13 protein-coding genes and 1 pseudogene are annotated in these 13,391 nt (G+C 59.8%); 7 read left to right on the top strand and 7 right to left on the bottom strand.

Features of this window, described 5'->3' with window-relative positions:
- On the top strand, window positions 1-387 hold the full coding sequence (gene pcaC, locus BSU04_RS12665; RefSeq protein ID WP_089160921.1) for a 4-carboxymuconolactone decarboxylase: 387 nt from the start codon (window positions 1-3) through the stop codon (window positions 385-387).
- Window positions 388-468: 81 nt separating this feature from the next.
- Here the strand turns inward: pcaC and BSU04_RS12670 are convergent, their stop codons facing one another.
- Complete coding sequence (locus tag BSU04_RS12670) at window positions 469-1,785, bottom strand: DUF3443 domain-containing protein (RefSeq protein ID WP_089160978.1); 1,317 nt, start codon at window positions 1,783-1,785, stop codon at window positions 469-471.
- Window positions 1,786-1,793: 8 nt separating this feature from the next.
- Window positions 1,794-2,288, bottom strand: a complete 495-nt coding sequence (locus tag BSU04_RS12675; RefSeq protein ID WP_089160922.1) for a DUF2844 domain-containing protein — start codon at window positions 2,286-2,288, stop codon at window positions 1,794-1,796.
- A gap of 511 nt (window positions 2,289-2,799) precedes the next feature.
- Between BSU04_RS12675 and bamC the strand changes: the two genes are divergently transcribed.
- Both bamC and BSU04_RS12685 read left to right on the top strand, forming a co-directional pair.
- A complete protein-coding gene (bamC, locus tag BSU04_RS12680) occupies window positions 2,800-4,011 on the top strand; it encodes an outer membrane protein assembly factor BamC (protein WP_089160923.1) in 1,212 nt (403 codons plus the stop codon).
- A 654-nt stretch (window positions 4,012-4,665) separates the two neighbouring features.
- Complete coding sequence (locus tag BSU04_RS12685) at window positions 4,666-4,953, top strand: putative quinol monooxygenase (RefSeq protein ID WP_089160924.1); 288 nt, start codon at window positions 4,666-4,668, stop codon at window positions 4,951-4,953.
- 86 nt (window positions 4,954-5,039) lie between these two features.
- On the opposite strand, the gene BSU04_RS12690 is transcribed toward BSU04_RS12685, so the two are convergent.
- From BSU04_RS12690 to BSU04_RS12700, 3 genes are all read right to left on the bottom strand, one after another.
- Entirely contained in the window at window positions 5,040-5,303 is a 264-nt protein-coding gene (locus BSU04_RS12690) for a hypothetical protein (protein ID WP_031358965.1), read from the bottom strand.
- Window positions 5,304-5,520: 217 nt separating this feature from the next.
- Window positions 5,521-5,760: a hypothetical protein gene (locus BSU04_RS12695; protein ID WP_089160925.1), complete on the bottom strand. Its 240-nt coding sequence runs from the start codon at window positions 5,758-5,760 to the stop codon at window positions 5,521-5,523.
- 284 nt (window positions 5,761-6,044) lie between these two features.
- The gene (locus BSU04_RS12700) at window positions 6,045-6,701 is read right to left on the bottom strand and encodes a YdcF family protein (protein WP_306427190.1); all 657 of its coding nucleotides are present in this window, start codon (window positions 6,699-6,701) and stop codon (window positions 6,045-6,047) included.
- A 376-nt stretch (window positions 6,702-7,077) separates the two neighbouring features.
- Between BSU04_RS12700 and BSU04_RS12705 the strand changes: the two genes are divergently transcribed.
- On the top strand, window positions 7,078-7,392 hold the full coding sequence (locus BSU04_RS12705; protein WP_089160927.1) for a hypothetical protein: 315 nt from the start codon (window positions 7,078-7,080) through the stop codon (window positions 7,390-7,392).
- 380 nt (window positions 7,393-7,772) lie between these two features.
- On the opposite strand, the gene BSU04_RS12710 is transcribed toward BSU04_RS12705, so the two are convergent.
- Together BSU04_RS12710 and BSU04_RS12715 are read right to left on the bottom strand one after the other, a co-directional pair.
- On the bottom strand, window positions 7,773-8,042 hold the full coding sequence (locus tag BSU04_RS12710; protein WP_089160928.1) for a hypothetical protein: 270 nt from the start codon (window positions 8,040-8,042) through the stop codon (window positions 7,773-7,775).
- Between the two features lie 445 nt (window positions 8,043-8,487).
- Window positions 8,488-8,883 (bottom strand): annotated as a pseudogene (locus BSU04_RS12715) (transposase); the annotation flags it as partial.
- Window positions 8,884-9,295: 412 nt separating this feature from the next.
- Here BSU04_RS12715 and BSU04_RS12720 point away from each other — a divergent pair.
- From BSU04_RS12720 to scpB, 3 genes are all read left to right on the top strand, one after another.
- Window positions 9,296-10,210, top strand: a complete 915-nt coding sequence (locus tag BSU04_RS12720) for a LysR family transcriptional regulator (RefSeq protein WP_089160929.1) — start codon at window positions 9,296-9,298, stop codon at window positions 10,208-10,210.
- A 215-nt stretch (window positions 10,211-10,425) separates the two neighbouring features.
- The gene (locus tag BSU04_RS12725; protein WP_089160930.1) at window positions 10,426-11,751 is read left to right on the top strand and encodes a pyridoxal phosphate-dependent aminotransferase; all 1,326 of its coding nucleotides are present in this window, start codon (window positions 10,426-10,428) and stop codon (window positions 11,749-11,751) included.
- 436 nt (window positions 11,752-12,187) lie between these two features.
- A complete protein-coding gene (scpB, locus tag BSU04_RS47560) occupies window positions 12,188-13,306 on the top strand; it encodes an SMC-Scp complex subunit ScpB (RefSeq protein WP_256982610.1) in 1,119 nt (372 codons plus the stop codon).
- The last annotated feature ends 85 nt before the right edge of the window (window positions 13,307-13,391 follow it).

The following is a 13,391-nucleotide window of genomic DNA, read 5'->3' on the forward strand; positions in this document are numbered from 1 at the left end:
ATGACCGAAGACGAACGTTACGAAGCGGGCTTGAGCGTACGCCGTGAGGTGCTTGGCGATGCGCACGTCACGCGCTCGCTCGAAAACCGTACGGATCTCACGACCGAATTCCAGAACCTGATTACGCGGTACGCATGGGGCGACATCTGGACCCGCCCCGGTTTGCCGCGCCATACCCGCAGCCTCCTGACCATTTCGATGATGGTCGCGCTCAACCGCAGCGAAGAACTCGCGCTGCATTTGCGGGCAGCGAAAAACAATGGCGTGACGCGCGAGGAAATCAAGGAAGTGCTTCTCCAGACCGCTATTTATTGTGGGGTGCCGGCAGCAAATTCGGCGTTCCATCTGGCACAAAAAATCTTTGATGAGGATGACCGCGCGGCGTAGCGATCGTCCTGACGCGACGAAGCCTTCGACTGACGCCGCAGCGGCTCTGCGACAGGCGCCGCCACGGCAGATGCTCAGGGCCTAGAACGCATAGTAAGGACCATTGCCCGCGGGCGTTGCACTCGCTTCGATCGCGGTAAAGACGCGCCTTCCGAAGAAGAAGGGCAGGCCCCAGTCGAAGTAGTTGCTTGCTGGTCCCGCCAGATTGCTGAGCGCGTAGTTGCCGCTTGCGAATAGCGACGTCGCGTTGCCTATCGTGAACGTGACGTTGCTCGTCGTGCCATTGTTGCCGGCAACGGTTGCAGCCAAACTTTGCTCGGTGGTTGGACAGAACCAGAAGCCGCACCTCGGCACGGAACTCAGTGGGAAGAACAGGCCGTTCGATCCGCTGTCGATGAAACTCGTGCCGTAGGTTTGCCCTTGAAAGGTGGTCGAAACAAACCCTGTCATCGAGTTACTCGGGAGGACCTGAGCGCTGCCAAGCAGATTGTTCGACTGTGAGCCGATTCCGAACGTCATGGTGCCGGTGACACTCGCTGCACCAGCAGCTGCGACCGCCGGAAGCTCGATGACAACGCCATTGTTGTCGGTGGCGAATCGGCTTATCGGATTGGTCACCTGCTGTCCAACCGGCAGCGTAGCGGCTTCGCACGCGCCCGACGCGCAGCCGTAGTACCAGCGTGGCAACGCGGTCACGGCGCAGCCGCTGCCGCAGTCCGCGCGAAACGGGCCTACGCCGAGAATGCCGTTGCTTCGCAGGGCCGTGGCGGTCAGCATCGGCAGGCCCGAGTTACTGCAGTCCGTGGGCACGGCCGGAATAGCCGGGTCCGAGATGACCTGGATCGATGTCGCCGCTGCCACCAGGCCGGCCATACGCACGTCGGCAGTACGCACCGAACCCCATGTGTAACCCGAGCCGAATACGGTGCAGCTTGCCGCGGTCGAACCCGCGCTGGCCGTCACTGAGGGCAGCACCAAAGTTGGCGCGAGCGCGGAAGCAAGGATACGTAATCCCTGCGACCCCGTATCCACCTGGATATTGTCGATCGTCTGGCACGTGCTTGTTCCCGGAACGCAGATCGTCACGCTGGCTTGCAGCATGTTGCGAGTACCGGTCGCGATTTGTGCAACGGTGATGGGCACCACGTTGGGCGTGCTCGACTGAGCGACCGTGTTGGCGGGCGCGCTCGCAGTTGCCGCGGGTTGGGCGGGTGCTGCGGCAGACGTGCCGGCAGCGGGCGCTCCGCTAGATGCCAGCGGAGCACTGGCGGCAGTCGGGGAACTTGCCCCCGATGCGGCCGCGCTGGTTGAATCATTACTGCCGCCGCCACCGCAGCCGGACATTGTGGCGCTAACGGCAACGATCGCCGCGATAAGTACGCAAGTCTGGTTTCGCATGGTCACCCCTATTCAATGTCTGCGGCCGTGACGCCGGCCGGCAACGCGCTGGGGAGCCAAGCACGGCCGTTGAAGTCGCGCAGGCGCACTGCGGTTTCCACCATCAGATCACTGCCGCTCACCCGTGATGAGTGCAGCCCGCTCGCATTGGGTAGTGCCGCGCTCGCTTCTTGCCTATACCGGTCGAACCAGGTGCCGAGCAGTGCTGCGACATCGGGCATGGCGGGCCCGTCCCAACTGACGGCATAGACCTGTCCCGAGGAAGACACGTACTGGCGCACGCGAATCTGATTGGCGTCGGTCGATTCCTGCCAGCGCACCGCGCTGTTCGAGGCTTGATGCAATACCGCAGCAGTGGCGTCGGCTACGGTGGACGAACTCGATGTGCCAGATGCATCGATCGCGACGGTGGTGCCAAGTTGTGCGTGCGTTGGTCCGCTTGCCGCAATCACCAGCGCGGCAGCGGTTGCCCGAAGAGGGGTGAGAAACTTGACGTGAGGCATGGTGTTACTCCGTTCTCGTGGCCGTTCTTGTTCTTGAGAACTAATTTTAGGATAGGAATGCTTGAATAAATAGAAATAGGAATTGTCTTGTGGGGTCTTTGGGCGCGTCTCAAAAATTAGTTAAAAGTGCTTATTAAACAATGTGTTGGTTGTGAAAATTAAGCTAGGACAAAGCAAGAATGAATGTCATAAATTGTCTTCGTGGCGATCGGGTTGGCTATTTACGAGATTGAAGTTGGCTTTCGGCGGACGAGGAAAGAAGGGAAGGCTCGTGGCGGAAACGGATGCGGCGAACGTGTGCAAAAAACGTCTCCGCCGGCTCCTTGATCACACGATGTCCGTGCAAATTCCAGGGTGGAGAATTGCAGGCCCGGGCGCATTCCAGTCGTCGCGCGTCATCAGGACGTTTCAGCCTTGGGGGCACTGTTTTTGCACGACGGCGCGTGGGACCGGTAAAATGCTTGGTTGATCCACGGAAAACGCCGTGGCGTAGCGGAAGGATTTCCCAAACATGACAGATTTTCGTGTGAACAAGCCGGCTTTGAAGGTCGCAGCCCTCTTGATGGTGGGGGGCCTTGTTGCCGGATGCGGTACGTCGTCTCCCGATGCAATCAATTACAAGAGCGATTCCCGGTCAAAACAAGCATCCCTCGCTGTCCCGCCCAATCTGCTCGACGAAACGGGGGATCAGCGCTCTTTGCCGCCGCAGGGCGGGCAGGCTTCGCTCTCGGACCTCCAGCAAGTGCAGAAGGCCGCGCCGAGCGCGCCTACGGTCATCCCGCCCGTGTCGGGCATGCACATTCAGCGTGACGGTACGGAGCGCTGGCTGGTCATCGACACCAAAGCGCCAGACCAGGTCTGGCCGCAGATTCGTCGTTTCTGGCAGGAACAGGGCTTTCTGCTTGTCGTGGACGCGCGTGACAAGGGCGTGATGGAAACCGACTGGAACGAAACCCATCCGCAGATCTCTGACGGGCTGATTCGCAATACGCTGTCAATGGCAACAGGCAACTCGTACGTTGCAGCCGAACGCAACAAGTACCGCACCCGGCTCGAGGCAGCGCCGAACGGCGGCACATATGTGTTCATCAGCCAGAAGGGCATGCGCGAAGCGCTGACGGGAACCAACAACGATCAAAGCCAGTGGCAGGCCAAGCCTAACGATCCCGCCCTGGAAGGCGAATACCTGAAGCGCCTGATGGCGAACCTTGCACTGGCCGACGCGCGTCAGGCTAGCGGCCAGACGGGCGCGACCGACGCTGCCATGGCTGCGGCCGCGGCAGCGAGCTCACCCACGTCTGCTACGTCAGCGCAGAGGGCGGCCCAGAACGCCGTTCTCGCGGCGCAGACGCCGATCAAGGAAGACGTGGTCCCTGAAGCAAGCTCGGTCGAGATCAACTTGCCGGAACCCTACGATCGTGCCTGGCTGCGCGTGGGTCTGGCGCTCGATCGGACAAACTTCACCGTCGACGACCGTGATCGTGGCCGCGGTATTTATTTCGTCCGATACGTCGACCCCAAGGACATGACGTCGGCCGAGCAGGGTTTCTGGAACCAGGTGTTCCACGGGAAGAAAGAGAAGCTGGCCAAGAACTATGAGATCAACGTGCGGGCGCTGACGGAGACGCAGACGCGTGTGTCGATCATCGACAGCAAGGGCGAAGTTGATTCCTCGCCGCAAGCGCGCCAGATCATGGGCTTGCTCGACGACCAGTTGCATTAAACACATCGCAGACATTCTGCAGACTGGTTCAGGAGACTGAGGCAGAAGACTGAGGCAGCACGTTGCATCAGTAAGCTGAATGTCTGCAAAAGACTGCGCGCAATGACGAATCCGCGACTAACCCGCCTGAAGTTCAGGCGGGTTTTTTTATGCGTCGGTGTTTAGTTGAAGCATTTGAAAATGCCTTTTGCAATCAAATGCGCGGTAACGCGCGCGAGTGACGCGCTCGCCGCGTTACGCTTCGGGCGAAGGACCTCTGAAGGCAGGAAGCTAGCTTTCATGATGTTGGCGTCACGTTACAGCAAGTAGTTACATTGTTCGGTTCGGGCGTTGTTTCTGCTTTTTTATGTGCGGGAAAGCTTATAGGAATCAACTGCATAGGGATTACATTGCATCTGTGGCATGTAATCTGCGTGGTGCCTGCGCGAAGCGGTGTCCTGCTTCACGCCGCACTATGTCACCAATTTTCTTTAACGAATTGCGGTCCGCTGGCCAAGCGGATCTCGATGGCCCCGTCGCCTATCCTCGTAGGGCGACGGCTTTTGCCCGCGCTCCCCAAAGGGAACGCGGGCTTTTTTCTTGTCCGTTCAATAGCGGTTTCAGCGAGCGTGCAGCGTCGACGTTATGCTTAATCCTTTAATCTGGAGTCAAGTCATGACGGAAATCGCCGTGGTCGCAACATTCGTCGCCAAACCGGGCAACGAAGACAAGCTCAAGGAAGCGCTGAAGGGCATCGTGGCGCCGACGCTCAAGGAACCAGGGGCACTGCAATATGACCTGCATCGCGACATCAAGGAGCCACGCCGATTCGTGTTCTTCGAGCGCTGGCTAAGCGAGGCTGCGCTGGCGCAACACAATGAGACACCGCACATCCAGGCGCTCGGCAAAACACTGCCGGACCTGATCGAACACGGTGAAATCAACGTGGTGGCAAAGCTCTGAGCAGTGAGTGGAGCTCACGCGCTCGCCAGTGCGTCCGTGCGGCACTGCCTCAGACCGGGACCAGCCCTAAGCCGTCAGCCCAGCCCTTAATGAGTCTCGTGCGGTACGTCGAGGATCAGGATGATGGTCCAGTCGGCGTCGCCGTCATGATGGTACTGGCGCTCGGCCACGATAAACGGCTGTTGTTTGCCGTCCGGGCCGAGAAACAGCACGTCGCCTTCCATGGGCAGGCACTCCACGGGTGGCAGCGCGAGATACGCGTCCTTGTCCTTGGCGTTACGCGGCATCAGCTTTTCAATCTTGCGTGATGCTGCTTCGGTCCATTCGATATCCAGCTGGATGTTGCTCATACGATCCTCCGCACACGAGTGCGATTCAATTTATCGACGCGGAATGTAGCATACGCCGCGCCGATGAACGCATCGTTGCCTGAAGTCGTCGCTAACGAACAAAAGCCGGATACAACGCCTCGTGCGTCATATCCGGCTTTTTTGGGCGAACCTGTCGCAGAACGGCTTGCCAGAAGGCTAACGTTTGCGCGTCGTTGCGACGTAAAAACCCGACCGCTTATTCGGCCGTGCCTTTCGAATGCTTCATGCCCGACTTCTTGTGATGCATGGTGCTTTTGTGCATCGGCATGTCGGTCTGCATGTTCGACTGGCGTGACTGCAGGTCTTGCGCGCGCTGCTCGATATCCGAGATTTTGGCCGGATCCGTGCTCATCGTGACGCCCTGATCGGATTGCGCAAACGCTGCGCTGGTCATTGCACTCAGGGAAAACAAGACTGCCAGGGACATTCTCTTCATTGTTACCTCCATAGACTCGTTGAACCCGGGTTGGCCTGTCCCGATTAGCGAGACATTACACGCTGCGTAGCAAATACCGATCCTGCCCGCGAATCGTTACATGTAGTTACAGTGCCGTCACATTTCAGCGCTGACACTGCGGTTCGACTCTAACAGAGCATCAGCCCGGCCAGTCGATTGACTGAGCCGGCGATAATACCGGCGAAGCGCATTGGTTTCTAGTACTGAATTTCGAGATGAGTAACGAACTTGACACGTGACCCGTAGTGCCAAGTCGATTCGATTCAATACAGCCCCAAGCTCCGGTACACACGAAAGCGTACGATGCCGACCAGTTCGTGCAGGGCTGTTTCAGCATCGATGAAACCGTGCGAGCGGGGAAAGAATGTAGCCTCGGGTCGCCGCACATTGCTGGTGAACGCTTGTGTGTCGAGGCCAAAAACATTGAAGGCAAGCAACGACCGTTGCATGTGATAAGCAGAGGTAATCAACACCAGGGTTCCGTCGCGCTCCGGCTGCACGATGCTCGCGACGTTGCGAGCGTTCTGGTATGTATTGAGGCTTTCGTTTTCGAGCACGAGATCGCTTGCGTTCACGCCGCGAGCGAGCAGGAAGGGTGCGTAGTTGTCGGCTTCAGCTTGTTCATGATGCTGGGGATTGCCGCCGCTTACGATGACACGGCAAGCGCCGCCCGCGCGCCGACACTCACGATACAGCTCGGCTGTGACAACAATACGCGTGAACGCATCACGTTTTGGAACCAGGCGTTTGTCGGCGTCGTAACGCGTACCGCCGCCCAGCAGGATAAAAGTCGTTCGCGATGCGAAATGCACGTCCTGCGGCGTCGACTTTGTTTCGAACCCGCGCTGCGCAAGGTGAAGCAGCGGCGCAGAAAGCCAACCCGCGCCCAGCGCCCAGAAGAGCACGATGCAGACAAGCACGACCGCGCGCCGGCGTTGTCGCCAAACTGCGAATAGTGCAAAGAAAAGCAGCAATAAAGTTATAAGAACCAATTTGGTTTGAGGTAACGTATAGGTTTTCGAGATAATCCGCTTCGTGGTCATCGCATTCGTGAGAATGCATCGCCGGAACTGCGGGACGCGTTGTGTAGTGCGCGTTTAACGGGCGCTCGGAATTATAAGTAGCGGTAAGCAGAAATAAGCAGCACCTAGCGCAAGCGGCGGCTGCGAGTTCCGGTCAGGGGCCGCGAAGTCGGCATTTTGACTGGTTTCGGGGCGTGCCGCGTTTAGTCGGTGCCGCTGGCAGTCAGTTACTGCCATGTGGCGCCGTCACGGCTGCACTGGAAGATATAACGAGATGACCACGTATTCAAACGAAGCCGTACTAGAAGCGCTCCGGCGAGCTCAGTATCGTCAAGTTCCGTGGGCAAGGCGCCCTAACGTTTTCAGCCATCTGCGCGACCTGGGCCTGCTGGAGTTGGTCCGACAGCGCACCGTAGCACCCGCTCCCGGTTTTCACGCCCCCGTGGACATTGCGGTAGTGACCGAGCGTGGCAAACTTGAATTCTCCCGTCTCTCACGCGACGAGCGTTCGATGGACTGGGATCTGCACCGCGCCGCACCTTATTTTCCGGCCGTCATTCAGGAACCCCTGGCCGAAGCGCGCGCTTAAAGACCTTCCAAACTCCGCGCCGAAGCGCTCTCGTGCTTCGGTGCTTGAGCGTTGGGCAAACGGTTGCGGCCGCGGTAGCGCCATTTCTTCGTCGACGAGTTCAGCGTCGAATGAGTGAGGCTGTGAATCTGCGCACTCGTCTGCGCACTCGTCTGCATACTCACGACGACAGCGGAAAAACTCCGACAAAAAAAGCCCGTATCACGAGGATACGGGCGTACCGGATCTACTACTGTCACGCTGCGCTCATGGCATAACGTCGGACTGGCTCGATGCGCAAGGGTTCCCGGAAGGGTCCTCTATCGACTGAATACGGTTTGAATGCGACGTATGTCGGCGGCTTTATGCGCTTAGCCGGTGACTTGCTGCATCGACGCTCCTTAATGCTTACGCGGGCGACTTCCGTGATCTGATTCCGGCCGTGCCCGCGCATTACTCGCGATATCGCCCCGCAAATCCCCGCGCGGCGCGGTTTCGGTCATATCGCTGTCACGCACAGGTTCTTTCCTCCAGTCCTGCGGACTGGCTTGCATATTCGCGGCATTCGCGCGCAGCGCAAAGTTGCCCGCTGACGACTCCGCGTGCACCGTAATCGCCGCACTCAGCGATGAAAGCACAATGCCGCACACCAGCAGTGACATTGGTTTCATGATGGAAACTCCCCTTCGGACCGGTATTGGTCCGGTAGCCAGCTTCATAAGCTATGCCAGGGCGCGAAAGGATGCTGTAAATATTGGTAAAGAGTTGTTTCCCGCGTTTTCCGACTGGACGCACCAAGTCTTCGCGGCGCGCATGTTTGCGCGGCGCCAACGTTCGTGTGCATGGAGACATTGCACGCCATGCGCTCCCTTTCGATCAACGAAAGGCGAGCGCCTGCCGGCAGATTTTTGACTGACTAAAATGGCCTGCGAGCGCAGACCGACGGCTCGTCACTCGAGGAAATGCATCGGTGGGAGCCGGGATAAAGCGCAGGAAACCTGCGCGCGGGTGCTTCGCGTAAATTTAGCCGAACAGCGCTGGTCGTCAAGCGTGGGCCGCGCAGCGATCGACCATACAGCCCGAACGTGCCGCTTACCGCGTTGTACCAAGCTGTCAGGCCATCTTGACCGGCGCGCGCCATGATTCCGGATTGGTCCAGAATGCGCCACGCAAACGGTCGCGGCTCGGTGGTGCGGGCGGTTTCGCAGCAGTGGAACCGATCCGGCCACGCAACGACACCTCACGACCGTTGTTGCCCAGCCGTTTCACGATTTCGGCGAGCGTACCGTCGGCCTGCCATTCGTCGAACCGTCGACGACAAGTCGGCGGCGACGGGTAGCGCCCCGGCAACTTCGACCAGCCTTCGCCCGTGGACAGGACCCACAACACGGCATTGACGACAGCGCGTGCTTCCACGCGCGGACGGCCGCGCCGTTCGCTACGTGCCGGTTCTGCGCAAAACAAGGCCTCTACCAGCGCCCACTCGTTATCTCTTAAATCGTCGAACATCATGTTTCACCTCAGCGAAGCTAACCCCGGTGCGCTGCCCCGCGCCGCGCACTCTGGTCGGAATTCGAAGATCGAACCCAGGTAAGGTCGGAGCAGACATTGCGACGGACGATTTGCGTTTAAAACTGCAATGGCGCCGACCTCTGCGCAAGTAAATGCGAGAACCGTGCCAAGCGTGTATTGATCGGTCGGAAAGCCTCGCGGCAGTAGGCTGGCGCGGTGCCAGCATGGGCCGTATGAGACGCTATAAGTGCAGTTAATGAAATCGGGACAATCACCAATCAAGTGCAATAAGCCCATCCTGCGTGCGCGAATGCATTTTTGCTGCACCGCAGCGTGCCGCCGATGGAACCGTTTTCTTCGTTCGCTTTGATCTACAATTTGCATCTATGGGATGAATTAATGAGGGAAATGTATGAGTCGAGCGCTCAACGTGACGTTGCGTCAGTTACGCGTATTTATTGAAGTCGCCAGGCTGCAAAGCTTTAGCCGGGCTGGCGATGAAATCGGCTTGACGCAGTCGGCCGTGAGCCGGTGCGTGCGGGAGCTCGAGGGGGAAATCGGGCTGAAGCTGGTCGACCGGACTACCCGCGAGGTGCAACTCACCGACGTCGGCACAAATCTCGTCGGCAGCGTCTCACGGCTGCTGTCGGACCTCGATGAAGCGCTCCGCGAAATCCGGGATCTTGGTCAACAACGGCGTGGACGGGTAATCGTCGCGGCCAGTCCGACCGTGGCGTGCCGCCTGATGCCGCTCGTCATTTCAGCCTGTGTCAGGGAATTTCCGTTGATTTCACTGGGTTTGCGCGACGACCTCCAGAGCGACGTGATTCGCAAGGTCAAATCTGGTGAAGTCGATTTCGGTGTGGCGATCGGTCCATACGCGAATGACGACCTGTATGGGGAAGTCGTGATGACCGACTCTTTTTGCGCGGTCGTAAGACGGGACCATCCCCTTGCAGCGGCGCAGGAGGTGCCGTGGGCCGCATTGTCCGGCGAACGTCTGGTCATGCTGGACCATGCTTCCGGAAGCCGTCCGATTATCGATGCCGTGCTGCGTGAACATCACGTTATCGCCGACGTGGTGCAGGAGCTGGGTCATTCCGCTACGGTGTTCGGGCTGGTGGAGGCGGGTGTCGGCATCAGCGTGCTGCCGTGGCTGGCCCTGCCGTTGCCAGCGAACTCGTCGCTGATCGCGTTGCCGTTGGTGCCGAGGGTCGAGCGAACCGTCGAACTGGTGCGCAGGCGCGACCGGTCGTTGTCGCCTGCCGCCGAGTCGGTGTGGGGGTTGGTTGCGGGATTGCCGAAACGCGTTGAAGAACTGGCTTAGGCGATTTTTCGATCGGGTTAGCCGATAGATTCGTCGGCCTTTTTCGTGCGATCCCAGCTTTTCCCTGTCGTACGCCCTGTAGTACGCCCCGTTGTACACCCTGTGGTAGGCCGGAAACGCGCCCTAGAACTGGCCTGACGGCTAACGCGGCCGCCGTACAGCGCTTTTCGGAGGGTGTCGCGTTAGACTTTCGCTTTCCATCGGCGGAGGCGGCAATGAGCGAGTCAGAAGGGGCGGTCATCTCGGAACTTGGTGCGCTGGCAAATGCACATGCAAGCGCACATGCAAGCACACATGCAAGCGCACATGCAAGCGCACATGCAAGCGCACATGCAAGCGCCCAGCCAAGCGCCCATGCAGAAGGCGAACGTACGCCGAATGCACGTGACGCCGTCCGTGCGCTGCGCCCATCGCAGATTCGTGAGGTTGCCAACGCGGGTTTCGGTGTCCCGGACGTGCTGCCTTTCTGGTTCGGCGAATCAGATCAGGTCACGCCGCTGTTCATCCGCGACGCCGCCAACCGTGCGCTCGCCGACGGCGCAACCTTCTATACGCACAACCTGGGCATCGCGCCGCTGCGCGAAGCGCTTGCCGGCTACGTCGGCAAGCTGCATGGCGCCACCCGGCCAGCCGAAATTGCCGTGACAAGCGCTGGCGTCAACGCACTGATGCTGGCGACGCAGTTGGTCGCAGGCGCTGGCGACCGCGTGGTGGCGGTCACGCCGCTGTGGCCGAATCTTGTGGAAATTCCCAAGATTCTCGGCGCCACGGTGGAAACGGTCGCGTTGACTTATGGCACCAACGGCTGGACGCTCGATCTCGACCGGCTGCTGGCCGCTCTCACGCCCGGCACGCGCATGCTGATGATCAACTCGCCGAACAATCCGACTGGCTGGGTCATGACACGCGAGCATCAGCAGGCGGTGCTTGACCGGTGCCGGCAGCTCGGCATCTGGCTGGTCGCCGACGAAGTCTACGAACGCCTCTATTACGGCGATGACGCCGCGGTCGCGCCGTCGTTCCTCGATCTGGCGACTCGTGACGAAAGGGTAATAGCAGTGAACTCGTTCTCGAAAGCCTGGCTGATGACGGGCTGGCGGCTCGGCTGGATCGTGGCGCCCGAGCGCCTGATGGAGGATCTGGGCAAGCTGGTCGAGTACAACACCTCTTGCGCACCGTCGTTCGTCCAGATGGCCGGAATCGCCGCGGTGAAGGACGGCGAGCAATTTACGCAAGCGCTGGTCGCCAACCTGCGTGCCAGCCGCGATTACCTCGTGACGGCATTGCAGCGGATTCCGGGTATCGATGTGCGGGCGCCAGCCGGTTCCATGTATTTGTTTTTCAAGCTACCGGGTGCGAACCGCAGCCTCGAGCTGTGCAAGGCGCTTGTGCGCGAGAGCGCGCTGGGACTTGCGCCTGGCAGCGCGTTCGGTCCCGAGGGCGAAGGGTTTGTGCGCTGGTGCTACGCGTGCGACACCGCCCGCCTGGACGCCGGGGTCGCACGGCTGCGGGCGTTCATGGAAGCGCACCTGGCCGGGTAAGCATGTAAGCGGGTAAGCGGTTGCGGGTTGGCGGGCCGCAAGGGAGCGGGGTAAAACAAAGGCAGGGTGCCGCGAGTTCGACTTCAGACGGCCGCTGGAGGGCCGCCAGACGTGAGTCCGGCGGCGACCCAATGTTTCACCTTTACGCACCGTTTGTTTTTGCGTAATATGCGTCCAGTCACGTGCTTCCGCCTTGGAAAGCGCTACTTCGTCCGGCTGGGAAAAGCTCGGCGATCAGGATCTGATCCCGTGTTTTGCGTCCCCCCGGTGCGTGCTCCCAATCAATATGACCGATCAGAAATCGGGCGAGCGCGTCGTCAGTATCCTCGTCCACGATTTTCCAGTCTGAGCGTTGCGAATGGTTCGAGTAGTCGGCGTCATTCGATTCGGCCTGACTTGACCGGTTCATAGACCATACAGGGTCCTATCTAGCTGCATGAATACCCAAGAGGCGAAGATCGTCCTCGAGACTGCCTTGATCTGCGCGCAGGAGCCGCTGAAACTCGCCGAGTTGCGCAAGCTTTTTGCCGACGATATCTCAGCAGACACGGTTCGCACCTTGCTCGACGCCCTGAAGCAGGATTGGTCGGGACGCGGCGTGGAACTCGTGGCGCTGGCGTCCGGATGGCGGTTTCAGAGCAAACCTGCAATGCGGGCCTATCTCGATCGGCTACACCCGGAAAAGCCGCCAAAATATTCGCGAGCCGTTCTCGAAACGCTCGCGATCATTGGTTACCGGCAGCCTGTTACGCGTGGCGACATCGAAGAAATTCGTGGTGTTACGGTGAACACGCAGGTCGTGAAGCAACTGGAAGACCGCGGCTGGATCGAGGTGATCGGTCATCGCGACGTGCCGGGCCGGCCAGCGCTCTATGCCACCACCAAACAGTTTCTGGACGACCTGGGCTTGAGCGCGCTGGATGAACTGCCCGCACTCGACAACCCGTCGGCGCAGCTGGAAGCGTCGTTGCTCGCGCAGCATGCGATCGATTTCCCCGGCGACGACGCCGCGGCAATCGGCGCCGCGCTCGCGCAAGGGCTGGAATCGAAGGGCGAACCCGCTTTGTCGCCGGATGCTCCGAACGCGACCACGCATGAGGCAATTGAGCCGCTGCATTCGCAGGAACCCATGGCGGACGAAGCAGTCCATCCGGAAGGTGAACCGTTTTTGCATTCACCAGCCGGCGATGACGAGGCTGTGAATGAGGAGAACGCCGATGCGCAAACGAACGCAGCGGCGCAATTCGAACCGCAGCAAGCGGTGTCCCTGACTGGCTCGGAACTGCTCGAAGCGGATGCGGGTATCAGCCGGAATCAATTACAAGCAACGCCCGGCGACGCGGTTAACCGTCGCGAGGTGGCGCCGGATGCCGGCGCATTGACAAGCGACGCTGCGCGACACGCATTACCGCATGCCGCAGATGAATCCGATGGCGCTGACAACGCGAATACACCGGATGCATCGAAGCTGTTCGACGCATCGAATGCGCCGGACGAATCAAACGAAACCGACGAATTCAACGCACCGGACGACCAGACTGCGCGCCGCGCCTGAGGCCTGTTTGCCCGAACCTTCATTCGGCTGCTAATCACCATCGGCCGGATTTTTTGACGCGCCTGCGACGGGCGCGCGACCCGAC

This window comes from Caballeronia sordidicola, from assembly GCF_002220365.1.
In the GTDB taxonomy this organism is placed as follows: domain Bacteria; phylum Pseudomonadota; class Gammaproteobacteria; order Burkholderiales; family Burkholderiaceae; genus Caballeronia; species Caballeronia sordidicola_C.